At 62.7% G+C, this 23,643-nt stretch carries 20 protein-coding genes; 10 read left to right on the forward strand and 10 right to left on the reverse strand.

Annotated elements, in window-relative coordinates; translation table 11 throughout:
- The first annotated feature begins 578 nt into the window (after positions 1–578).
- The 4 genes from JQ628_RS06700 to JQ628_RS06715 all read left to right on the forward strand — a co-directional run bounded on the left by JQ628_RS06700 (position 579) and on the right by JQ628_RS06715 (position 6,041).
- The gene (locus JQ628_RS06700; protein ID WP_212221161.1) at positions 579–941 is read left to right on the forward strand and encodes a hypothetical protein; all 363 of its coding nucleotides are present in this window, start codon (positions 579–581) and stop codon (positions 939–941) included.
- Positions 942–1,039: 98 nt separating this feature from the next.
- Positions 1,040–1,447: a FixH family protein gene (locus JQ628_RS06705; RefSeq protein ID WP_212221163.1), complete on the forward strand. Its 408-nt coding sequence runs from the start codon at positions 1,040–1,042 to the stop codon at positions 1,445–1,447.
- Complete coding sequence (locus tag JQ628_RS06710) at positions 1,444–2,847, forward strand: efflux RND transporter periplasmic adaptor subunit (protein ID WP_212221165.1); 1,404 nt, start codon at positions 1,444–1,446, stop codon at positions 2,845–2,847. Before JQ628_RS06705 ends, JQ628_RS06710 begins: the two co-directional genes overlap by 4 nt.
- Positions 2,844–6,041, forward strand: a complete 3,198-nt coding sequence (locus tag JQ628_RS06715) for an efflux RND transporter permease subunit (protein WP_212221166.1) — start codon at positions 2,844–2,846, stop codon at positions 6,039–6,041. The genes JQ628_RS06710 and JQ628_RS06715 overlap by 4 nt, the downstream gene beginning before the upstream one ends.
- Positions 6,042–6,090: 49 nt before the next feature.
- Here the strand turns inward: JQ628_RS06715 and JQ628_RS06720 are convergent, their stop codons facing one another.
- Positions 6,091–6,582 (reverse strand): MarR family winged helix-turn-helix transcriptional regulator, encoded by a 492-nt coding sequence (locus JQ628_RS06720; RefSeq protein WP_212221168.1) that lies wholly within the window; start codon positions 6,580–6,582, stop codon positions 6,091–6,093.
- Between the two features lie 212 nt (positions 6,583–6,794).
- Between JQ628_RS06720 and JQ628_RS06725 the strand changes: the two genes are divergently transcribed.
- Both JQ628_RS06725 and JQ628_RS06730 read left to right on the forward strand, forming a co-directional pair.
- Positions 6,795–8,048 (forward strand): cytochrome P450, encoded by a 1,254-nt coding sequence (locus JQ628_RS06725; protein ID WP_212221170.1) that lies wholly within the window; start codon positions 6,795–6,797, stop codon positions 8,046–8,048.
- A gap of 59 nt (positions 8,049–8,107) precedes the next feature.
- On the forward strand, positions 8,108–9,280 hold the full coding sequence (locus JQ628_RS06730) for an ABC transporter substrate-binding protein (protein ID WP_212221172.1): 1,173 nt from the start codon (positions 8,108–8,110) through the stop codon (positions 9,278–9,280).
- A 100-nt stretch (positions 9,281–9,380) separates the two neighbouring features.
- On the opposite strand, the gene JQ628_RS06735 is transcribed toward JQ628_RS06730, so the two are convergent.
- The 4 genes from JQ628_RS06735 to JQ628_RS06750 all read right to left on the reverse strand — a co-directional run bounded on the left by JQ628_RS06735 (position 9,381) and on the right by JQ628_RS06750 (position 12,875).
- The gene (locus tag JQ628_RS06735) at positions 9,381–9,560 is read right to left on the reverse strand and encodes a hypothetical protein (protein ID WP_212221174.1); all 180 of its coding nucleotides are present in this window, start codon (positions 9,558–9,560) and stop codon (positions 9,381–9,383) included.
- Positions 9,561–9,675: 115 nt separating this feature from the next.
- Positions 9,676–10,245: a peptidase S14 gene (locus JQ628_RS06740; protein ID WP_212221176.1), complete on the reverse strand. Its 570-nt coding sequence runs from the start codon at positions 10,243–10,245 to the stop codon at positions 9,676–9,678.
- A gap of 108 nt (positions 10,246–10,353) precedes the next feature.
- Positions 10,354–11,460 (reverse strand): murein L,D-transpeptidase family protein, encoded by a 1,107-nt coding sequence (locus tag JQ628_RS06745; RefSeq protein WP_349628029.1) that lies wholly within the window; start codon positions 11,458–11,460, stop codon positions 10,354–10,356.
- Positions 11,461–11,528: 68 nt separating this feature from the next.
- Complete coding sequence (locus JQ628_RS06750; protein WP_212221178.1) at positions 11,529–12,875, reverse strand: M20/M25/M40 family metallo-hydrolase; 1,347 nt, start codon at positions 12,873–12,875, stop codon at positions 11,529–11,531.
- 147 nt (positions 12,876–13,022) lie between these two features.
- Here JQ628_RS06750 and JQ628_RS06755 point away from each other — a divergent pair, with 147 nt between their 5' ends.
- Positions 13,023–14,144, forward strand: coding sequence for a hypothetical protein (locus tag JQ628_RS06755; protein WP_212221180.1), 1,122 nt, complete (start codon positions 13,023–13,025; stop codon positions 14,142–14,144).
- A gap of 48 nt (positions 14,145–14,192) precedes the next feature.
- On the opposite strand, the gene JQ628_RS06760 is transcribed toward JQ628_RS06755, so the two are convergent.
- Positions 14,193–14,699, reverse strand: coding sequence for a hypothetical protein (locus tag JQ628_RS06760; RefSeq protein WP_212221182.1), 507 nt, complete (start codon positions 14,697–14,699; stop codon positions 14,193–14,195).
- A 37-nt stretch (positions 14,700–14,736) separates the two neighbouring features.
- On the reverse strand, positions 14,737–16,284 hold the full coding sequence (locus tag JQ628_RS06765) for an acetolactate synthase large subunit (RefSeq protein WP_212221183.1): 1,548 nt from the start codon (positions 16,282–16,284) through the stop codon (positions 14,737–14,739).
- Between the two features lie 221 nt (positions 16,285–16,505).
- On the opposite strand from JQ628_RS06765, the gene JQ628_RS06770 reads away from it, so the two are divergent.
- Both JQ628_RS06770 and JQ628_RS06775 read left to right on the forward strand, forming a co-directional pair.
- Positions 16,506–17,087: a L,D-transpeptidase gene (locus tag JQ628_RS06770; RefSeq protein ID WP_212221185.1), complete on the forward strand. Its 582-nt coding sequence runs from the start codon at positions 16,506–16,508 to the stop codon at positions 17,085–17,087.
- Positions 17,088–17,175: 88 nt separating this feature from the next.
- Positions 17,176–17,979, forward strand: a complete 804-nt coding sequence (locus JQ628_RS06775) for a DUF2927 domain-containing protein (RefSeq protein ID WP_212221187.1) — start codon at positions 17,176–17,178, stop codon at positions 17,977–17,979.
- Positions 17,980–18,410: 431 nt separating this feature from the next.
- On the opposite strand, the gene JQ628_RS06780 is transcribed toward JQ628_RS06775, so the two are convergent.
- The 3 genes from JQ628_RS06780 to JQ628_RS06790 form a co-directional block, all read right to left on the reverse strand.
- On the reverse strand, positions 18,411–19,490 hold the full coding sequence (locus tag JQ628_RS06780) for a M48 family metallopeptidase (protein ID WP_212221189.1): 1,080 nt from the start codon (positions 19,488–19,490) through the stop codon (positions 18,411–18,413).
- Between the two features lie 59 nt (positions 19,491–19,549).
- Positions 19,550–20,692, reverse strand: coding sequence for a DUF898 family protein (locus tag JQ628_RS06785; RefSeq protein WP_433996114.1), 1,143 nt, complete (start codon positions 20,690–20,692; stop codon positions 19,550–19,552).
- Between the two features lie 222 nt (positions 20,693–20,914).
- Entirely contained in the window at positions 20,915–22,087 is a 1,173-nt protein-coding gene (locus tag JQ628_RS06790; protein WP_212221191.1) for an isovaleryl-CoA dehydrogenase, read from the reverse strand.
- Positions 22,088–22,313: 226 nt separating this feature from the next.
- Here JQ628_RS06790 and JQ628_RS06795 point away from each other — a divergent pair, with 226 nt between their 5' ends.
- Positions 22,314–23,585, forward strand: a complete 1,272-nt coding sequence (locus tag JQ628_RS06795) for a cytochrome P450 (protein ID WP_212221193.1) — start codon at positions 22,314–22,316, stop codon at positions 23,583–23,585.
- The last annotated feature ends 58 nt before the right edge of the window (positions 23,586–23,643 follow it).

Here is a 23,643-nt window from a genome sequence, read left to right on the forward strand (position 1 = left end):
GCAGGGAATGCCGGGTGCGCGCTGCACCCGCGGTCTCGTGTGCTGTGCTTGCGCAACGAAAAAATGCACACGAGCATACAGGTGAGCGGAGAACACTCCGACATCCCCTGCGCAATGGCTTTACGGCTTATATCGCGCTCTCCCTGGTGAGCGGGCTTGTTGTCACCATCGCCTCGCGGAAAATTCCGCAAGGTTTAGCGCCAGCGTCGCGGCGCCAGGACCACACGACTTCGCCGTACGCGATCAGCGCTTCGTCAAGCACGCCGCCCGCGTCCACCGCATCCCATCCCAACGTTTGGTGGCGATGGCCAACGCCCCTCCTCGGGGATGAGGTGGCGTTGTTATAATTCTGATTTGCCGAAATTGACAAGCGGAATATTTTTACGCGAGGGGCTTGACATGATTTCCGAAAATCGGAAGTGATTTGCCCGACGGAGCAATGTGCTTGAGACCGTTCGGGTATTCCAGGCTCAGCCTGTATTCGATGAGGACCATGTTCCAAAGCGAGATAGCCGCTAGCGGACATGTGAATTGGAAGCCTTTCAAAGTTCCATGCTACGTGGCATAACGACCGCACGATGCTGTGCCGGCTCATTAACCTCGTTCTCGCGGCTTGCGTGATCACCGGTCTGGCCTTTGCGCCACTGGTGACGTCGGCGGCTGTCCAGAGCAAGACCTTCGGCGTCACGGACACGTCGATGTCCGATGACATGTCGATGTCGGACGATATGCCGTGCTGTCCGAACCAGAAGAGCATGGACTGTCAGGACTGCCCGCTCATCGCGATGTGCATGCTGCAAACTGCGCAGGCGAGCCCGTCTTTGGCCGCTGCCTTGCCGCTGCGATATCCGGTCCGGACCTTGCACATCGTTCGTGACGATACCCCTGCCGCCGGGCTCGACCGGCCACCTCCCGACCAACCCCCTCGATCCCAGGTCTAAGCAGCGCGCTTTCGCGCCGATTGCTTCCGTGCGCCCGCGGGCGCTCGGAAGTCGCATGCGGTTTCCACCGCGGACCAGGAAAATCGAGGATCAGGAATATGAACACGTTCAATTTCGCGCACGCCGTCCGGGCGGCGCTTGTGATTGCTGCCTTCGCCGGCGCAAGCACGCCGGCGATGGCCGACATCAAGGACTACAGATTCGAACTCGTCGGCGAGACGATTGCGGTGGGACCCGACAAGGTCATCACGGTTCGTCTCGTGAACACCAAGACCGGCAAACCGGTGCCGGACGCCGTCATCTTTGCGACGCGTCTCGACATGGCTCCCGACGCCATGCAGGAAATGGCGACCAAGGTTACGCCGCTGCCAGGCGGCGAGCCGGGGACCTACAAGTTCAAGGCGGCGTTCAGCATGGCCGGCCGCTGGCAACTTTCGCTCGGCGCCAAGGTTCAGGGTGAGACCGGGACCGTCGACAACAAGCTTGTCATCACGGCGCAGAAATGAGCCGGGCCGTCATGGCAGGTGCAGCCGCCGCCGCGATCGCGGCGGCAGCGGCATGGCTTGTGGTCACCGGCGCGCAGCGGTCGCCGGTCCGCGTCACCATGATCGCATCGGCCTCGGCGGATGGCGGGCAACCGATCTATTATCAGGACCCGGACGGCAAGCCCTTCTATTCGTTGACGCCGAAAAAGACGCAGGATGGTCGTGACTATCGCGCCGTTCCCGCCAGTGCCGACGTCAGCTTCGATGATGCGGCCGAGGAGACGAAGCCGGCAACGTCCACCACCACTGCACGCAAGATCAAGTACTACCGCAACCCGATGGGCCTTCCCGATACCTCGCCGGTACCGAAGAAGGATTCCATGGGGATGGATTACATCGCGGTCTATGAGGATGAAGACAGTGACGAAGGTTCGATCAAACTTTCGCCCGGAAAAATCCAGCGTACCGGCGTGAAATCCGAGCCGGTGTCACGCCGCCCAATCAACTCCACGGTCCGGGCGCCGGGGACGATTCAACTCGACGAGCGGCGCGTCTCCGTCGTCGCAATGAGGTCCGAAAGCTTCCTCCTGAAGGTGGCCGATGTCACAACCGGATCGCATGTCGTCAAGGGCCAGCCTTTGATGGAGGTCTATAGTCCGTCGGTAACGTCCGCGGCCGCGGAATACCTCGCCACGATTACGTCCAGGACGACCAGTGGCGACGTTCAATACGGCCGGGGCTCTCGGCAGCGATTGGTGAACCTCGGCGTACCGGAGGCTGCCATCTCGGCCCTCGAGAAAAGCCGAGCCGTTCCGACATCGATCGAATGGTCGGCTCCCCGCGACGGCATCGTCCTTGAGCGCAATGCGATCGAGGGTATGCGCGTCCAGCCGGGCGGCGTCCTCTTCAGGATCGCCGACCATTCCGTCATGTGGGCTCTGATCGACATCGCAGAGCGCGACCTCGGTTTGATCGCCAAGGGGCAACCGGTCACCGTCCGGGCACGCAGCTTCCCTGGACGCGAGTTCACCGGACGGGTGGAGGTCATCTATCCCGAGATCAAGAAGGAGACGCGGACGGCACGCGTTCGCATCGAATTGCAGAATCCCGACCTGATCCTGTTGCACGACATGTATGTCGACGCCGAGATCGATACCGGAAGCGGCGAGCCCGTGCTGGCCGTGCCCGAAAGCGCCGTGCTCGACAGCGGCGCCCGGCAGGCGGTGCTGATCGACAAAGGCGAAGGCCGGTTTGAGCCGCGGGAAGTCAAGCTCGGGCATCGCGGCGGCGGTTACGTCGAAATCCGCGAAGGCGTGAAGGAAGATGAGCAGGTCGTCATCTCCGCGAACTTCCTGATCGATGCCGAAAGCAACCTCAAGGCCGCACTGAAGGGCCTTTCGGAAGCGGGAGGCCAGCCATGATCGCCCGCCTGATCGCGTGGTCGGCGCGCAACCTGCTGCTGGTGCTGTTCGGCACCGGCTTTGCGGCAGCGGCCGGTCTCTACGCCCTGCTGCACTTGCCGCTCGACGCCATTCCCGATCTGTCGGATACGCAGGTCATCGTCTACACGGAATACCCGGGACAGGCGCCGCAAGTGATCGAGGACCAGGTCACCTATCCGCTGACGACGGCGATGCTGACGGTGCCGAAGTCCAAGGTGGTGCGCGGCTTCTCGTTCTTCGGCGTCTCGTTCGTCTATGTCATCTTCGAGGACGGCACCGACATCTACTGGGCGCGCTCGCGCGTGCTCGAATTCCTCAATGCCGCGGCATCGCGGGTGCCGAACGGCGTGACCCCGACGATCGGCCCCGACGCCACCGGCGTCGGCTGGGTGTACCAGTACGCGGTGATGTCCAAAGAGCTGAACCTCTCGGACACGCGCGCGATTCAGGATTGGAATCTGAAGTTCGCGCTCGCCAAGGCGGAGGGCGTCGCGGAAGTCGCCAGCGTCGGCGGCTTCGTCAGGCAATACAACGTCGTGCTCGATCCGCAGCGCATGCGGGACCTAGGTATCACGATGCAGAAAATGCGCGAGGCGATCCGTGCCAGCAATGCCGATGTCGGCGGCCGCACGGTCGAGCTTTCGGAATTCGAATACGTCATCCGCGGCAGGGGCTACCTCAAGGGCATCAACGACCTCGGCAATATCGTGCTTAAGGTGAACGACGGGACCCCGGTGCTGCTGCGCGACGTCGCCCGGGTCGAGCTCGGTCCCGATGAGCGGCGCGGCATCGCCGAACTCAATGGCGAGGGCGAGGTGGCGAGCGGCATCGTGCTACAGCGCTTTGGCGTCAACGCCCTCGACGTCATCCAGAATGTCAAGAAGCGCTTTGCCGAGATCGCGAGCAGTCTGCCGAAATCGGTCGAGATCGTGCCGGTCTACGACCGCTCCAACCTGATCAATGCGGCGATCGCCACCCTCAAGCATACGTTGCTCGAGGAAAGCATCGTCGTCGCGCTGGTCTGCATCGTGTTCCTGCTGCATGTCCGCAGCGCGCTGGTGGCGATCCTGATGCTGCCGGTCGGCATCCTGATGGCGTTCGGCGCGATGAAGCTGCTCGGGATCGGCTCCAATATCATGAGCCTCGGCGGGATCGCGATTGCGATCGGCGCCATGGTGGACGCAGCGATCGTGATGATCGAGAACGCCCACAAGCACCTGGAGCGGGCGGAACCCGGCAAATCCCGCCTCGACATCCTGATCGAGGCGGCGGCTGAAGTGGGGCCGGCTCTGTTCTTCAGTCTGCTGATCATCACCGTGTCCTTCATGCCGATTTTCACGCTGGAGTCGCAGGAGGGGCGGCTGTTCAGCCCGCTGGCGTTCACCAAGACCTTTGCGATGGCCGCTGCGGCGCTGCTGTCGGTGACGCTGGTGCCGGCACTAATGGTGATTTTTGTGCGCGGCAGAATCGTTCCGGAGCACCGCAACCCGATCAACCGCTTTCTGATCTGGGTGTACCGGCCGGTCATCAAGGGCGTGATGCGCGCCAAGACGCTCGTCATCGTGCTGGCAATGGCCGTGCTCGCAGCCAGCGTCTGGCCGGCGCGGCAACTCGGCACCGAGTTCATGCCGAATCTGAACGAGGGCACGCTGCTTTACATGCCGACCACGCTGCCGGGAATTTCCGTCACCAAGGCGGCAGAGCTGATGCAGATGCAGGACCGGATCATCCGGTCGTTTCCGGAAGTGGCCTCGGTCTACGGCAAGGCGGGGCGTGCGGCGACGGCGACGGACCCGGCACCGTCCGAGATGTTCGAAACCGTCATCAATCTGAAGCCGAGGGAGGAATGGCGTCCCGGGGTGACGATCGACAGCCTGACCGCTGACATGGATAAGGCGCTGCAATTTCCCGGCGTGTCGAATGCCTGGACCATGCCGATCAAGGCCCGCATCGACATGTTATCGACGGGCATCCGCACACCTGTTGGCGTTAAGGTGATCGGCACCGATCTGGTCGAGATCGACAGGCTGGCGAAGCAGGTCGAACAGGTGCTGAAGACCGTGCCTGGGACCTCGTCGGCCTATGCCGAGCGCGGCATCGGCGGCTATTACCTCGACATCACGCCCGACCGTACCGCTCTGGCGCGTTACGGCATCATGGTGCAGGACGTGCAGGACACGATCGGCACGGCGCTCGGCGGCCAGAGCGTGACCACGACGGTCGAGGGAAGGCAGCGCTTCACCGTCAATATGCGCTATCCGCGCGACCTGCGCGACAACCCGAAGACCATCGCGAGCGACGTGCTGGTGCCGATGCCGGCCGGCGGAGCCGTTCCGCTCGGCGAGGTCGCAAAAGTCGCGCCGGCGCGCGGGCCGTCGACGATCCGGACCGAGAACGGCCTGCTTGCCACCTATGTCTATGTCGACATCCGCGACCGCGATCTTGGCGGCTATGTCGCCGAAGCGCAGCGCGCAGTGCAAGCCAGCATCCAGTTCCCGCCGGGCTATTACGTGATGTGGAGCGGGCAGTATGAATATCTGGAGCGCGCGACGGCGCGGCTGAAGATCGTCATCCCCGTCACGCTGGCGATCATTTTCCTGCTGCTCTATCTCAACTTCCGCTCGATCACGGAAACCATGATTGTGATGCTGTCGCTGCCGTTCGCGCTGGTCGGCGGCCTGTGGCTGATGTGGTGGCTCGGCTTCAACCTTTCCGTCGCGGTCGCGGTCGGCTTCATCGCGCTGGCAGGCGTTGCCGCGGAAACCGGCGTCGTCATGCTGATCTACCTCAATCAGGCGCTGGCCGCGGTCGCGGCACGGCGGGACGCCGAAGGCAGGGAATTGAGCCGCGGCGACCTTTACGACGCCATCATGGAGGGCGCGGTGGAGCGGGTGCGGCCGAAGATGATGACGGTGGTCGCGATCATGGCCGGCCTGTTGCCGATCATGTGGAGCACCGGCACCGGCTCGGAGATCATGCAGCGCATCGCCGTGCCTGTTATTGGCGGCATGATCTCCTCGACGCTGCTGACTTTGATCGTGATCCCTGCGATCTTCGGGCTGGTGAAGGGCTACCGATTGCCGAAGGCGCCCGCAGCCTCCCTACTCCGCAGGGACGCCAGCCGGCTGCCGCAATTCCGCCAGGGACTGACGGACGATTTGAAACGCCGATGACAGGAACAGCCCGGCCATCAGGGCGGCGACCGGCGGAGGGGAAAGCCGGCTACCGTCCCGCCGCGCGCCGGCGGGTGGTTGAAAGGATGGGCCCCCGCGGGGCGCGTGACCACTGATTGTTGGTCTCGACCATCCGGTCGAGCAGCTTCATGAAGGTCTTGCGGTCCTTGGCCGTGAGCGGCGCGAGGATCCGCTCCTGTGAGCGCATGACGGCCGGCTCAACCGATTCCACGAGGGCCTGCCCTTCCTTCGTCAGGAACAGGCACTTGGCGCGTTTGTCCGCGGCGGTGGTGCGCCGGCTCACCAGCTTTTTCAGTTCCAGGCGCTCGATCACCTTGCCGAGTGTCGCCGGATCGAACGCCACGATCGCCGACAACTGGATGGCCGCGATCCCCGGTGTCTCCCGGATCGCGACCAGCGTCGCATATTGCACCGGCGTGATGTCGAAGTCCGCGCACTCCTCCATGAACAGCGCGACCGCGATCTGATGGGCCCTCCGGATCAAATGACCCGGTTTCGAATAGAGAATGTTGAACGCCATCTCGTCCCTGCCGTCCCCTAACAATTTGAATCCAATCGTATAACGGCTTCAAACGCCTTCCGGCAAATGGTTCGCGCGGCCGGAGCAGTTTCTTCCTTCGCAAACGGTCTGGCCAACGCTAAGGCCGGTTGTTATTGACAGTGCACATTTGATATGTACACTTATCATATAAGCGAAGGTCGCTAACGACCCCGAGATGCAGGGAGGGTGCGATGAATTTCATCGATCGCGATACCGTTCGCGAGCTTGGCTCGCGGTTCGATCCGCTCAGCGCCGATTATCTGCTGGACCCCTACCCGTTCCTTTCCGAAGCGCGCGAGATCGCACCCGCGTTCTATTGCGAGGCAGTCCAGCATTGGGTCATCACGCGTCACGCCGACATCAAGGGTATCTTTCGCAATCCGCCGACATTCTCGGCGCGGAACGCCAATGCGCCGGTGAGCGCCGTGTGTCCCATGGCGGCGAAGGCACTCAGGGAAGGCGGATGGAAAGCGATTCCAACGCTCGCCGATGTCGATCCGCCGCAGCACACGCGAGTCAGGAAGCTGGCGAACACAGCCTTTACGCCAAAGCGCGTCGCGGAGATGGAGCCGTTCATCCGCAGCCTGGTCGCCCGATTTTGTGAGCAGCGGTTTCGCGGCGGAAACGCGGATCTGGTCCGCGAACTGGCCTGGGATCTGCCGGTTCGCGTGCTGTTCAGGATACTGGGCATCCCGGACGAAGAGGTCGAGCGCATCAAGACGGGCTCCTGGAACCGCATCCTTTTCATCTACGGGCGCCCCGGCGACGACGACCAGGTCCGCGCCGCGCAGGGTATGGCTGCGTTCTGGCGCTACGCGGAAGAACTGGTCGCTTCGCGGCTGCGCACGCCGCAAAACGATTTTACCAGCGCGCTCGCGCATGCGCTCGATCCTGACGGCGTCGGGCTGACGCAGCAACAAACCACGACGGTGATTCTCAGCCTGCTGTTTGCCGGGCACGAGACGACGACGGGACTGCTGGGAAACGCCTTCCGGCGGCTGTTGGCCGACCGGCAGGCCTGGCAGGACATCGTCGACGATCCCGGCCTGATCCCGAACGCCGTCGAGGAAATTTTGCGGCTGGACAGTTCGGTCATCGCATGGCGGCGCCACACGACAGCGGATGTCGAGGTCGGCGGCGTCAAGATTCCGCAGCACTCGAACCTGCTGTTGATGCTGGGATCGGGAAACCGCGACCCCGCCGTGTTCGACGATCCCGATAGCCTGGACATCAGGCGAGCGAATGCCCGCGAGAATCTTTCGTTCGGCGTCGGCGCACATCTGTGCCTCGGTGCGCCGCTGGCGCGCATGCAGGCCGCGATCGCGATCGAAATCCTGTCGCAGCGGCTGCGAAATCTGCGCCTTGCCGGCGACCAGCAGCTTCGGTTTGCCCCCAATGTCTCCTTCCGGGGGCCGCTGGAGCTGCATGTCGAATGGGACGCATGACGGGACTTCGCATTCGTTGAAAACGCGCAGCATCAAACTTCCGGCATTGGGAGAGAGACATGAAGAAGCAGCTTCTCGCGGCAGCCGCGCTGGCGATGTCGGTCTCGGCGGCGCCAGCCGCCGATGGCACAGTCAAGATCGGTTTCGTGAACACGTTCAGCGGCCCGAACGCCGCGCTCGGCAACGATGAGCGGGACGGCTTTGAGCTCGCCCTTGACCATCTCGGCCGAAAGATGGGAGGCCTCTCCGTCGACGTCGCCTACGAGGACGATCAGATGAGGCCCGAGATCGGCAAGCAGGCCACCGAAAGGCTCGTCCTCTCGCGCAAGGTGGACTTCATCACCGGCTTCAACTGGTCCAACGTGCTGCTCGCTTCCTTGAAGCCGGCGGTCGACGGCAAGACGTTCCTGATCAGCGGCAATGCGGGACCGTCGCAGATCGCCGGCGAGCAGTGCTCTCCCTATTTCTTCTCGACCTCCTGGCAGAATGACCAGACGCCGATGGCGCTCGGAGAGACGCTGAACAAGCGGGGCGTCAAGCGCCTGTTCCTGCTGGCGCCGAACTACGCCGCCGGAAAGGACATGGCGGCCGGCGTGAAGAAGACATTCAAGGGCGAGGTCGTCGGCGAGGAATATACCGGCTGGCCCGGTCAACTCGACTTCTCCGCCGAGCTGACCAAGGTCCGCTCGGTCAAGCCCGACGCGGTCTGGGTGTTCTATCCCGGACAGGCCGGCGCGCAGTTCATGCAGCAATATGCGCAAGCCGGGCTGAAGGAGAGCATTCCGATCTACAGCGTGTTCACCGTGGACGCGCTCACCCTACCGCATATCAAGGAGCTGGCACTGGGTCACCTCAGCACCCAGGAATGGGTTCAGGACCTCGACAACGAAACCAACAAGCGCTTCGTCGCCGACTTCCGCAAGAAGTACAAGCGCTACCCGTCGTACTACTCCGCGCAGCACTACGATGCAGCGATGCTCATCAACAGTGCCGTGCTGGCGGTGAAGGGCGATCTGAGCAACAAGGATGCCGTGCGGGATGCCTTGCGCAAGGCCGATTTCAAATCGGTGCGGGGCTCATTCAGGTTCAACCACAATCACTTCCCGATCCAGGATTTTTACCTCCAGGAAGTGATCAGGGATGACGCCGGCGAGTTCACCATGAAGAACCTCGGCGTGGTCTCCCGGGACAATGCCGATCCATACGCCGACAAGTGCGGCATGAAATGGTGAAGCCGGCCGCGTAGCAAGGTTCAAAAAATCCGGACCGGCGGCTGCCGCCTTCTCAGGCAGGACAGCCCCCGGTCCGGTCGCAAGCCACCCCCCAATCCTTTCAGGACGGCAACAGGTGCTGCGCGTCGGCCGGCACCAGCGGATTCTCATCATCGTCGATGATGGTGACTTCCCAGCCCTCGCTCGCCCATACGCGCGCCTTGGCAATCGCGATGATCGAGGAATTGCGCCGCATCCTGACGGTCTCATTGTCGCGTTCTGCAACAATATTGTAGGCCATGGAGAAGTCCCTCATCCATTGAAGACGGGGGATGTTTGAATCGCCCTTTGGCCGGAATTCGCAGAAATCGTGTCGATCTGGCGGCATACTCGGCGACGATTCGGGCGGCTCCGCCTCACAAAACGGCCTCGATCAGCCCCAACTCCCTGGCCTCCTGCGCCTCGACATACCAGTTCGCCGGTGCACGGCGGATCACTTCCTCCAGCGTCACCTTCGAGCCGTTGACGAGATTCTGAAAGCCTTCGTTCTGGATCGCGATCGAGCATTCGATCTCATTCAGCGTCGCCTGCATGGTGGCGCGGCAGACCGTCAATGGACCGTTGAGAGCCAGATCCTTCGACAACAACCGCTCGTGGATCATCAGGCGCGAGCCGCGCGTGAGATAACGGTTCTCGCGCGCGAAAAAACTCATGAAGGTGGTGCCGGCGGAATAGATCGCGGCCTTGCCGAGAAACACGAAGCGGCGCTGCGGCGACATCTCGCTGGCGAAGCGGATGTCCTCGCCCATCATGCGCGCGACCTCGGGATCGCCGCCGAGTGTCGACAGCTCGACCACGACAAAATCCAGACCGGCGGTGTTGTTGAACTGATTGCGGAAGCTGATGTACATGCCGTAATCGACCACGCCGGACAGCGCCACCGCCGGATTTTGAAACGCGGACGCAGGAAGGACTTGGCTCGCCATTTCTCGGTCACCTCGGGAAATCTGGTGGCCAAAAAATCAGGCAAACGCCCGCGGCGACCAGCGCCATTTCAAACGCTGAGCCTGTCGAACAGTTCCTCTCGAATTACTTCAGCACCGGCTCGATGGGAAGCTGGCGCGATCACACACCATCGGTCCGGAGAACGAGACGCCAAACCATTTGCTCGTCAACGAGCCATCGTTGTCGATCCAGGGGATCGGTGGCAATGGCGGTATGTAGGATGCGTACGGCATCACTTTCGCAAGCGTCACCCTGCCCGGAAACTGCACGAGGAAAGCCTTGTTCATGCCGCCGTCCCATCCGCTGTAGATCGAGGCCGCCGGCACATCGGCTTCGACCAATTGCGCGAACTCGCGCTCGTCGGCGCGCCGCTTTTCCAGCGCCCGCCGCGCGATTTCCGGATTGACGACAAAGGCGGGGCATTTTTCGGTGGGATTGAACACGAGAGGCTGCGGTGAATTCGGCGAAGGTTGCGCATCGAATACATAGCGGCGATCGCACACATCTACTTTCGGTTCGAGCTGCGTCGTCTCGAAATGATCGTTGCCGATCTTGAGCATCTTCCAGAAGGCAAGGTTCGGGCTGTTTCGGTGCCGCGCCAGATTGGCCGGCGTCAGGCGGAACGGATAGGCCTGGACCTGGAACGACGGCCGGCCGAGCAGCGAGTCGCGCGCCAGCGAATAGATCTCGCTGATCTGTTCGTCGGTCATGGCATAGCAACCGCTCGACCAGCAATCGCCATGGATCATGAGGAAGCTGCCGTCGCGGTTGTTCGCCTTGTCGAAGTTGTTGGGGTAGCCGAGGTTGATCGAAAGATAGAAGTTGGAGTTGGGATTCATCAACTCGGGCGTAACCGTATAGAAGCCCTCCGGAGCCTGACGGTCGCCCTCCCATAACTTCGGCCCAAGATCGCCCGACCAGCGACAGATCGGATAGGTCTTGAGGACCTGGAAACGACCGGTGCTGTCCTGCTTCCAGACCTCGAGCTCCGCCTCTTGCTTGAAGATGCGCATCACGATCGGCGAATTTTTCGGCATCTTCTTCTGTTGGAGCAGCGAGAGCAGCTCGGGCGGCAGTTCCCTTGTTGCCTTGGCCGGCAACCGCTTGCTGCTTTCGCCAAGGCAGGTGACCGGCGTCAAACCCGCAACGAAGGCTGCCATCAGCACAAATGCACGCCGGACCATGGCGCGGATCACGGCTTTACCTCCGACGCGCACCTATGCCATCTGGAGCCGGTAGCCGGTGGCGTTCGCAAGGGCAAACCCTACTTCCCCGCCCGCACCGCCAGCGCCGGCTGGGTCACGCCGTCGAGCCCCGACAGCATCAGCACCGTCAGCAGCGCGCTTTGCGGGCCCATCCAGGCATCGGTCGGCTTGTACCATTCGTTGCGCGAGTGCCAGTTGCCGCCCTCGCCGCCGCCGCCGATGGTGACGGCGGGAATGCCGAGCGACATCGCGATGTTGGAATCGGTGGAGGAGCCGGCGAAGGTCGCGCGCGGGCCGCGGCTGATGGCGCCGACCGCGCGCTGGGTGGCCTGCACGATCGGCGAATCCATCGAGACGATGCCGGCGGGACGATCGCCGATCAGCCTGACCTCGACCGAGATCTTGTCGGTCTTCCAGCGCGCGTTTTCGTCCGCCACCGCCTCCTTGACGAGGTCGAGCAGGCGCGCTTCCAGCTTGAGCAGCTCCTGCTCCGAGTTTGAGCGCATGTCGACCGCCATCTTCGCTTCGGCGGCAATCGCATTGACCGAGGTGCCGCCGCTGACGGTGCCGACCGTGAAGGTGGTCTTGGGATCGGACGGCGGCTGGAGCTCGGAAATCTTGGCGATCGCCCGCCCCATGGCGTGGATCGCGCTTGGCAGGCCGAACTCCTGGAAGGAGTGGCCGCCGGGCCCCTTGAAGGTCATCTCGTAGCGATGGCTGCCGGTGGCCTGGTTGACGACGCGGGTAATGCCGAGCCCGTCGATGGAAATAAAGCCGTCAATGTCCTTGTGGTCGCGAAACAGCGCCTTCACGCCGCGGAGATTGCCGAGTTCCTCCTCGCCGACCGTGCCGACCACCAGAATGTCGCCGACGGTGGCGATGGCGTTCTCGTTCATGGCCTTCACCAGCGACAGCAGCGCTGCCAGCCCCCGTGAATCGTCCCCGATGCCGGGCGCGACAATGGCCCCTTCCTTTTCCTTCACCGTGACGTCGGTGCCCTCGGGAAACACCGTATCAAGATGCGCCGAGACCACGAGCTTCGGCCGCCCGCCGCCACTGCCCTTGCGCAGCGCGATCACATTGCCTTCAGCATCGATCGCGGCATCCTTCAAGCCGAGCTCCTGCATCCGCTTCAGGTAGTATTCGGCACGGACCTTTTCCTTGAAGGGCGGCGCCGGAATTTCGGTGATGCGCTTCTGCTCCTCGAAGGTGCGTCCGTCGTCGGCCTTGATGTCGTCGAGCGTCTTGACGACCTTCGGGTCGGCGGCGATGGCCTGGAAGGTCGCGAGCGTCGGAGGCGTCGCGCCGGCATTGGCCTGCGCCCAGGCTGTCTTGCTTCCGGCGGTCCCTGCGACAATGAACGCAACTGCGAAGGTCGATCGCAAGAGCCACATCAAGATCGCCATTCCTTTACCCCTTCCGCAGTGCACCCAGTGTTGCCAACACGCATAAATTGTGATGGCAATTGTGCGTATTGATCGTTCGAGCCCGATTGCCCGTACCCGGCCCTTTTCCATCAATGTCGCGGCTACTCATATTCTCGGGAGCGCGAAGTGACAACTCCATCCAACGCAACACCAGCCTCTCCCAAAGCGATGACGTCGAGTTCCGACGCGGCAGCAACGCGGCCGCTGGATCCGGTATTCAGCAATTTTCTGAGCGTGCTGGATGTACGGCTTCGACGGATTGCGCACACGCAGGATCAAGGGACTGGCGCCGCCATGGATCCGGCTTTGGCGCAAAAAGCCGATGCGGCAAAACAGGCCGCTCTCAAGGACCTCTCCGCCGCGCTCGCCGAACTCAGGAGGACGGACTGGACGAATCGAGAAAATGAATCATGGAATCAGGCCTACCGGATCGAGCGCCTGTTCGTGCTCTATGAGCCTTCCCAGTATCTGCGGGAAGAGCTGACGCGCCGTCTCGCTCAGGCTTTCGAAGAAAATGTCGGGGCATGGAAACGCCTGAACCTGGCCGCGCAAGCGCTGGCCGTCGACCCCAGCCATCCCGGGGCCAACGATGCGATCATCAGATCGCTGCTGCTTGAAACGCTGGAAGAAACCCACTCGACAAAACAGCGCAAGTTCTTTTCCCGGCCCATTCGCAGGGAAGCGACCACCAAGATCGTGTGGTTCGGTTTGGCCGCCTTTACACTGTTCATACTTCCGTACCTGGTGCTGTACTACAATCTGCTGCGCCACGAGCCCATCAACATTTCTTCATGGTCATGGCTTCCACTCTACTGTGCAGCGACGACCGGCCTGTTCGGAGCATTGTTCAGCCGCCTGCTCTACCTGCAATCGAACTGGAATGCGCTCACGATTGGCGGCCTCAAGGACGCGCGTGATTATGCCTCGATCCTGCTGCGAGCTTCCGTCGGGATGATTGGCGCCGTGATCGTCTTTTTCTTTCTGAAATCGGGCATCGTCAGCGGCGGCCTTTTCCCCGACTTCACCCAGATCGGCATCGAAGGATTCAAATTTCCGCCGCCTGCGCCCGGCGAAACCGCAGACTACGCGGCCAGAGACATTCCGGTGTCGTTCCGGCTGTATTATCCGAGCAAATCATGGGCACTCCTCGTCGTATGGAGTTTTCTGGCAGGCTTCTCCGAACGTCTCGTGCCAAGCATACTTCGCGAAACGGAATTCACTTTCGACAAGTCCGCTACGCCGAAATGACGGTTGGGCGGGCGCCTGGAGGGTGGATTATTCCACCCGCCTCCGGCCTTACCCGCACGTATCCTTCAGCCTTCCCGCGAACCAGTTCGACAGCACGGGATCGATTACGCCGCCAAGATAAACATCGGAGGCCTTCACCTGCTTCTTGCCGAGTACGAGCAGGACGCCGAGCCGGTATGCGAACCACAGATGCGGATCGGTCATGCCGCGCAGCTTGTGCTGGTCATGCTCGACCGGCTGGTGATTGATTTCCTTGCGGACCTCGATCGCAAGCAGGTTTTCCGGAACCACGCGCCGATGCACGACGATGTCGGGGAAGATCGATTTGCCGAGCCCGTCATCGGTGGAGATGATCGAGCCGTGCGGCAGCTTCAACAGGCGCTCGCCGAGCCGGTTGTAGTCGCAATCGACCTCCCAGCCGTCGAACTGCCGCTCGATATATACCGCGAGGCGATGCGTCAGCGTGCGCTCGCCGAGATCCTTGTCAAACAAGTATTCCTCGCGCGCGTAAAGCTCCCTGATCGCGCCGATGAGCTTGTCGAGTTCGCCCCTCATCCCGTCCCCCAAACTCCGCAGAGGACGGCGGATGCCGCTACATCTGCACCTCGATCAGCCGCGGCCCCGGCTCTGCGACGGCTTCCGCCAACGCCTTGACGAAATCGTCCGCGGTCGCCACCGCCCGGCCCGGCACGCCCATGCCCTTGGCCAGCGCGACGAAGTCGATCGTCGGGCGATCGATCTTCAACATGTCCTGCGCGCGCTTGCCCGGCTCGCCGGCGCCGACGCCGTCGAATTCCCCGCGCAGAATCTGGTAGATTCGATTTGCGAACACAATCGTGACAACGTTGAGGCCTTCACGCGCCTGCGTCCACAGCGATTGCAGCGTGTACATCGCGCTGCCGTCGCCGACCATGCAGATCACCTTGCGGTCCGGACATGCAACGGCCGCGCCAGTTGCGACCGGCGTCGAAAAGCCGATCGAGCCGCCCATGTTCTGTAGCCAGTCATGCGGGTTGGCCGCCGCGGTCGGCGGAAAGAACTGGCGGCCGGTGGTGATGGATTCATCGACCACGATGGCGTTTTCCGGAATCGCCATCGCGATCGCCTGCGCGATCGAGGCGTGGGTCAGCGCGCCGGTCGGCTTCGCGAGTTCCACCATCTTCTGCGGCTGCACGTCCTGTGGTTTGGCATGCAGCGCGTGGGCGAGCGCTTCCAGCGCGGCGACGGAGTTTTCGCCGCCATTGGTCATGCGATGCACCTCGCAGCCCTCGGGCTTGAGCATGCTCGGCTTGTTCGGATAGGCGAAGAAGGCGACGGGATCGTTGGCCTCGACCAGCACGATGTTCTTGAAATCCTTCAGGATCGGCAGCGCCTGCTCGATCACATAGGGAATGCGGTCGATCGAGTAGCGGCCGCGGCCGCGCGCCATGCGCGGGTTGTAGGTCTGGCCCATCACCTTGCAGCCGGTCTTGCCTGATATCTGCTGGGCCAGCGCCAGCCCCTTTTCGGTGAGTGCGGCGCCGGTGAGCAACAGCAAATTCTGCGATCCGCCGTTCTTCAGCACCTTGGCGGCCTGATCGACCGCCTGCGAGGAGTAGTTCGGGCGCTGGGTTTCCTGCGGCACTTGCGCAATACCGTCGGCTTCGTTCCAGGCGGTGTCGGCGGGCAGGATCAGGGTCGCGATCTGCGGCGGCGAGCTTTTGGCGGCGGCAATCGCGGCGGCGCCGTCAGTGGAGACGGATTTCGCGTCCGGCGAGGTGCGCACCCAGGCCGACATCGGCCGCGCCAGGCCCTCGATATCCGAGGTCAGCGGCGCGTTGTAGCCGATGTGATAGGTAGCGTGCTGGCCGACGATGTTGACGATGCCGGAATTGGCCTTCTTGGCGTTGTGCAGATTGGCAAGGCCGTTGGCGAGGCCGGGGCCGAGATGCAGCAAGGTCGAGGCCGGCGTGCCCTTCATGCGAAAATAGCCGTCGGCGGCACCCGTCACCACGCCCTCGAACAGGCCGAGCACGCAGCGCATGCCCTCGACCCGATCCAGCGCAGCGACGAAATGCATCTCCGAGGTGCCGGGATTGGTGAAGCAGACATCCACCCCACCTGCGACCAATGTCCGCACCAGACTTTCCGCACCGTTCATCGCTTCGCTCCCCTTCGGCATTCTAAAAAGCCGGTCCAGATCAACCATTGTTCAGGCGCTGCGTCAAAGGCTTAGCCGGACATTGCTGCCATCGCGACGCATGTGTTGCCTTTTTTACCGGTGCTAAACGAAAATGCCTGCCTCACAGGCTCGTTGGTTGCGAAACGGCCGCCGATATGGCCTGTCTCGCTGCAACATTTGATTTTTCGCGAGGAAGAAAAATGATCCGGGGGCTTACGGTTTTATTTGCGGCAGTAGCAATGCTGACGGCGGCCGGCCAGGCGCAGGCCCAAGGCTTTTTTGATATGCGCGACATCATGGGCGGCGGGCCCGGCTTCGGCGGCGGCTATAGCCGCGGCGGAAGCTCGATTCCGCGCAGCACTGTGATGCTGCAGACCAACTATCCGCCCGGCACCATCCTCATCAGCACCAGCGAGCGGCGGCTCTATCTGGTGCAGGGAGGCGGACAGGCGCTGCAATATGGCATCGGCGTCGGCCGCGACGGTTTCCGGTGGACCGGCGTCCACCGCATCACCGCAAAGAAGGAATGGCCGAGCTGGACCCCGCCGGCACAGATGCTGCGCCGCCGCCCGGACCTGCCTCGGCACATGCCCGGCGGTATCGAAAATCCGCTAGGCGCGCGCGCCATGTATCTGGGCTCGACGCTCTATCGCATCCACGGCTCGAACGAACCCGAGACGATCGGACAGGCGGTGTCATCGGGCTGTTTCCGCATGACCAATGAGGACGTGGTGGACCTCTATAGCCGCGTCGGCGTCGGCACGACCGTGGTCGTCAGGTAACCAGAGCTGGTCAGATGGAACCGGACCGCCAGAACGGCGGGCCCGGATCCGGCTTGCCTAGCTGCGCCGATTCCGGCAGCGTCAATCGATGTGCGCCTTCTACCGATCGCAGTATCTGCTCGCGTCCATTTTGGCGGCCCTGATATTCGCGTGCACCGTGGCGCCGTCCGCAGGCGGCGAACCTGCGTCGATCGCTCACCGCCAGCGCACCGAGAAGAAGAGCTTCACCGACGCCGAGATCGTCGAAGGCTTCATGAAGACGGCCTTCGGCGCCGAGTATCACCTCGCCGGCCGCGTCGACCGCATCCGCAAGTATGAGATGCCCGTGCGGGTATTCGCCGACGGCACGCGCGCCGACCGCAAGGCGCAGATCGGAAAGATCGTCGCCGACATCGCGGCCAAGGTTCAGCATCTCGACATCGCCGTCACCGAGAACAGCGAAGGCGCCAATGTGCTGGTCAAGCTGGTGCGCGACCGCGACCTCTATCGCACCATCGCGACCTTCTATGGCGGCGAACGCGCCAGGGAGATCAAATCCTCGCTCGATCCGCAATGCCTGTCGGGCTTTCGCAAGAACGAGAAATTCGAGATCGAGCGCTCCGACGTCATCCTCACCGTCGACAATGGCGACTTCGTCTTCCTCGACTGCGCCTATGAAGAACTGCTGCAATCGCTGGGGCCGATCAACGACACCGCGACGGTGCCCTGGACGATGTTCAACGACAGCGTCTCGATGGGCTACTTCGATGTCTACGACCAGTATCTGCTCAACCTGCTGTACGATCCCCGCATCAAGGCCGGGATGACGGTTGCGGAAGTTCGGGCCGTGCTGCCTGATGTGCTCGCCGATGTGCGGGCCTGGGTGAAGAAGGTGAATGGTTTGGCGGAGTGAGAAGGTGTGAAGCTCCCTCTCCCCGTTCTTGCGGGGCCGAGACGAGCAAAGCTCGCTCTGAGAGGGTTGGGGTGAGGGGCTGCTTCCGCACATTCGGTGAGATTGGACTCGCGGAGAGTCCCCCTCACCCGTATCGCATCTCCGATGCGATACGACCTCTCCCCGCAAGCGGCAGGGCTATCGCATATGAGCGAGGACTCGATGAGGCGACTTCGTTGTGGCCATCCTTCGAGACGCCCGCCTTTGGCGGGCTCCTCAGGATGAGGTCTTGTTTCGTGGCAAAATCCTAGAACCCTCATGGTGAGGAGCGCCGCCTGCGGCGCGTCTCGAACCATGAAGGCCGGGCTCGCTCACACGCTCAATGGGCCATATGCGATAGCCCTGCCGCAAGCGGGGCGAGGTGAAGAAAGGGCTACCCGGCCATGACGGAGTTAGACCTTCGAACCGGTCCTGCAAATATTCTTCAGCGCCACCCATTCGTCCGGCGTCAGCAGCGGCGGCCCGCTCGGCGGCCGGTGTTCGCGCGTCATGCGTGCGAGGCGGTCCTCGGTGAACGGATGGCCAGAGAGGATCGAAAGGCCCCTGCCACCCTCCTTTCCGGTGACGCGAAACAGCAACTCGCCCATCGGTTTGGCCGAGCGGCCGAGTTTTTGCATCAGTTCGATCGCGAACGTATCGGCATTGCCTTCCTGCTCGCGCGAATGGGAGGCGGTGACCAGCGTGCGCGAGGCAAAGATCAGCGCGCTCGAGCCGGTGATGTCGCCGAACAGCAGCCCGATCAGGAACGAGGTGCCGCCGTTGTAGATCAGCCCGCGCATGTTGTCGCGGTGCTTGAGATGGCCGAGCTCATGCGCCAGCACGCCGGCGATCTCGTCCGGATTTTCCGCCTTCGCCAGCAGGCCGTCGAACAAGAAGACCTTGCCGCCCGGCAACGCAAAGGCGTTAGGGACCGGCGAGGACAACACGGCAGTCTGCACCGAGGGATCGAGACCCGCCTGCTCGCGCAGCGCATTGACGAGTTTTGTAAAGGCCCGCTGTCCGGCGGCGTTACTACAGACCTTTCCGTCAAACAGAAGCTTGACCTGCTTCTCGGTGACGTCGCCGATCCGCCGCTCCAGCCCCTCCGGCACCAGCGGCGCGAGGCGATCGGCCGCCAGCGGCACGCCGAACAGGACGATCAGGATGATCGAGGCCGTCGCCGCCAGCGACCAGAACACGATCTTCGCCACGCCACGGCGGCCGAGATGATGGTCGTCGAGCTTTGCGCAGCGCGATGTCACCTCGGCGGCAAGCGCCGCATCGCGGATCTCCAGCCGCGCCAGCGCCGGCGCGGTCTGGCACGACAGGCGCAACGTGCCGGATGGGCTGTCGGCCCGGCGGATATCGGCATAGGCCCAACGCGTGATGACGCCTTCGTCGCCATGGATTTCGAGCGCATCGGAGAAGGCCAGCGTCGCCGTGCGGCGCCGGCTCGACGTCCCGTCGAAATAGATCGCCGGTTCACCCGCCATTATTTGAGCTCCGCATGATCTTTGCGGAAAACCGCTTCACACTTTTCCGAGATCATGCGCTAAAACCCGCCGACGTCGAGGCCGTCGGCAAAGCCCTCGCCGAGCGCGCTGGCAAGGTCGCCGCGCGCCGCGACGTTCGCGGCGGCCTCAAGGCCCGTCACCGTCGTCGAGGCGAGCACCCTGACCCAGAGATCGCGCGACAGATAAAGCCGCGCCACCACGCTGATCCCGAGCGCCAGCGCGAGATAGCCGATGACGGTCACCGCGATCATGGCAGGGGTTTGCATCACCGCATCCGGTCCGGCAGCCTCGCTCAGTTTCGTCAGCAGCGGCACGGCGCCGGCGATGAGGATGCCGAACACCGTGAAAAACAGCACCGACCAGCCGATCACCTTCCAGTACAGGCCCTGCAACGCACTCGGCTCCAGCGTCGATTGCACGCGCACCTCACCGAAGCGGATTCCGGAAAGCCACCAGCGCCACTCCACCGCCTTGTAGTAGGCATAGAGGAACGGCAGCAGCGGAAAGATGAAGAGCGCGATCGGCGTCACCGGCCACAGCCACCAGACTTTCTTGAACAGCTCCCAGCCGCGGCCTTCAAAATCGCCTTGCAGGTCGCCATACCAGGAGTGCCGCATCTTGTAGCGTTCGAGCGCGGCCGCGCGCCACGGCGAGGCAATGCCGAGCGTCAGGATCGCGAACACGCCCCACAGCGTCGCCCGCGCGGCATAGGCCCAGCCCGAGCCGTCCATCCAGAACCGCACGCCGCGCCAGATCGTGCGCGTCAGCCGGTAGCGGCGGGCGCGGTAGATCGCGAACTGCCCGAACACGTAGAAGGCCGCGATCAGCGGAAAGCTGGCCAGCGCTTGCCAGCGTTCGGCCTCGATGCCAACAAGGAAATAGCCGAGATAGATCGGCATCAGGACCGCCATTGCGATCAGAAATCCGATCAGCAGCTCACGGCCGCGGCCGGTATATTCGGCGGCGTCGCCATCGATCACCGTGTTCGACCACAGATGGCGGCGAACGTCGGTGACGAGCCAGAACCGGTAGAAGCCGAGCGTGATCAACTCAAGGCCGGCGCCGCGCGCAACGAGATCGAAAAAGCCCTTGCGCTCGCCGGTGAATTCGAGCGTGGCAGGCAGCGGCGGCGGAACCGGCATCGGAGGCGGGTTCGTCGGGGTCCAGGCAAACTGATTCACGGGAAACGACTCCAGGTGGTATTGCGGGCATATCAAACCACGGATTAGTCGCCGGGAATATGATCGAGGTTTTCGACGAGGTGATCTAAATCACTCTCCGCTCCGGGCAAACGCCGCGCGAGCTGCACGCAAGTTGCGATGATGGTTATGGATTCCGGGCCCGTGCCGTTCGGCGCGTGCCGAATGACGGCCTCCAGAAAGAGCGCGGCTGTTGCCTGCGCGCTACGCCGTCTTGTCGAAAAGTTCCCGCCCGATCAGCATGCGGCGGATTTCGCTGGTGCCGGCGCCGATCTCATAGAGCTTCGCATCGCGCAGCAGGCGGCCGGTCGGATAGTCGTTGATGTAGCCGTTGCCGCCGAGCAACTGGATCGCATCGAGCGCGCACTGCGTCGCTTTCTCAGCCGCGTAGAGGATCGCGCCGGCGGCATCCTCGCGCGTGGTCTCGCCGCGGTCGCAGGCCTTGGCCACCGCATAGACATAGGCGCGCGAGGCGTTCATCGTGGTGTACATGTCGGCGATCTTGCCCTGCACGAGCTGGAACGTGCCGATCGGCTCGCCGAACTGTTTTCGCTCGTGCACGTAGGGCAGCACCACATCCATGCAGGCCTGCATGATGCCGATGGGACCTGCCGCCAGCACCGCGCGCTCATAGTCGAGCCCGCTCATCAGCACGTTGACGCCGCGGCCGACCTCGGCGAGCACGTTCTCCTCCGGCACCTCGCAATCCTCGAACACGAGTTCGCAGGTGTCGGAGCCGCGCATGCCGAGCTTGTCGAGCTTTTGCGCGGTGGAAAATCCCTTCATGCCCTTTTCGATGATGAAGGCGGTGATGCCGCGGGGTCCCGCGGCCGCATCGGTCTTGGCGTAGACCACCAGCGTGTCGGCGACCGGGCCGTTGGTGATCCACATCTTGTTGCCATTGAGCACAAAACGGTCGCCCTTCTTCTCGGCGCGTGTCTTCATCGAGACGACGTCGGAACCGGCGGAGGGCTCGGACATCGCCAGCGAGCCGACATGATCGCCCGAAATCAGTTTTGGCAGATATTTGCGCTTCTGCGCCTCGTTGCCGTTGCGGCGGATCTGGTTGACGCAAAGATTGGAATGCGCGCCGTAGGACAGGCCGACCGCGGCCGAGGCGCGCGACATCTCCTCCACCGCCAGGCAGTGCTCGAGATAGCCCAGGCCGGCGCCGCCATACTCTTCCTCGACGGTGATGCCGTGCAGGCCGAGCGCGCCGATTTTGGGCCAGAGGTCGCGCGGAAACTGGTTTGAGCGGTCGATCTCGGCGGCGCGCGGCGCGATCTCGTTCTGGGAGAAATCGTGCACGGTCTCGCGGATCGCATCCGCCGTTTCGCCGAGGTCGAAATTGAACATCTTGTGCGCGTTTGGGATCATTTGGCGGCCTCCGGCAGGATATTTTTGCGGGCAATGTTGAGCCAAGCCTTAGCCGCTGCCAATGGCCTTGTCACGGAAAATGATACGGCTCCGTATCAAGCCGACATTTCAGTGCTTTGGCGAGGTGCGAAAAGTCGCTCTTGCCCGACAGTGCCGGCCGGGGTGTAATAGGGTAAAACATTCGCCGGCAACGCACCGGCCGAACCACCGACGGGGAGAAGCCACCATGCATGGAACGCTTGACCAAGCGAGTGATGCCTCGCTGCGCGAGGCCCGGGAAAAAGCCAACTCGCTGCCGCTGGAGGATTTGAATCCGGGCGATCCCGAACTGTTTCGCACGGACACGCACTGGCCGTATTTCGACCGGCTGCGCAAGGAAGACCCCATCCATTACTGTAAGGATTCGATGTTCGGCCCGTACTGGTCGGTGACCAAGTACAACGACATCATGGCCGTCGATACCAATCACGGCGTGTTCTCGTCGGCCGCCGCGCTCGGCGGCATCACCATCCGCGATGCGCCGAAAGAGCTGCGCCGCGAAATGTTTATCGCGATGGACCAGCCTCGCCATTCCGCGCAGCGCAAGAGCGTCGCGCCGATGTTCACGCCGACCAATATCGACGAACTCGCCGTCAACATCCGCAAGCGTTCGGCAAGCTGTCTCGACAACCTGCCTCGGGGCGAGGTGTTCGATTTCGTCGATACCGTCTCGATCGAACTGACCACGCAGATGCTGGCGGTGCTGTTCGACTTCCCCTGGGAAGACCGCCGCAAGCTGACACGCTGGTCCGACGTCGCCACCACCGTGCCCGGCGCCGGCGGGCTCGTTGCGACCGAAGACGAGCGGCAGGCCGAACTGATGGAATGCGCGAGCTATTTCGCAAGGCTCTGGAAGGAGCGCTTGAACGGACCGCCGCGCAACGACTTGTTGTCGATGATGGCACATACCGAGGCCACCCGCGACATGGACCCGAACAATTTTCTCGGGAACCTGATCCTGCTGATCGTCGGCGGCAACGACACCACCCGCAATACGATGTCGGGCAGCCTCTATGCCCTCAACAAATATCCGGAACAGTACAGGAAGCTGCGCGAAAACCCGGCGCTGCTCGACACCTTCGTGCCGGAAGTGATCCGCTGGCAGACGCCGCTTGCCCATATGCGCCGCACCGCGCTCGAAGATACCGAGCTCGGCGGCAAGCAGATCAGGAAGGGTGACAAGGTCGTGATGTGGTACGTGTCCGGCAATCGTGATGAGGAAGTGATCGAGAAGCCGTATGACTTCATCATTGATCGCGCACGTCCGCGCACACATATCTCGTTCGGCTTCGGCATCCATCGCTGTATCGGCATGCGGCTCGCCGAACTGCAATTGAAGATCATCTGGGAGGAGATCTTCAAACGCTTCGACAACATCGAGGTGGTCGACGAGCCAAAGCGGGTCTATTCGAGCTTCATCAAGGGCTACGAGACCCTGCCGGTGCGGATTGCCGCATAAACAATCTCCGCGAGACTTGAGCCGGTCTTGCGCGTAAACTGTCGGGCAAATCAGCTCG

Source organism: Bradyrhizobium lablabi, from assembly GCF_018129385.1.
Lineage (GTDB): Bacteria > Pseudomonadota > Alphaproteobacteria > Rhizobiales > Xanthobacteraceae > Bradyrhizobium > Bradyrhizobium lablabi_C.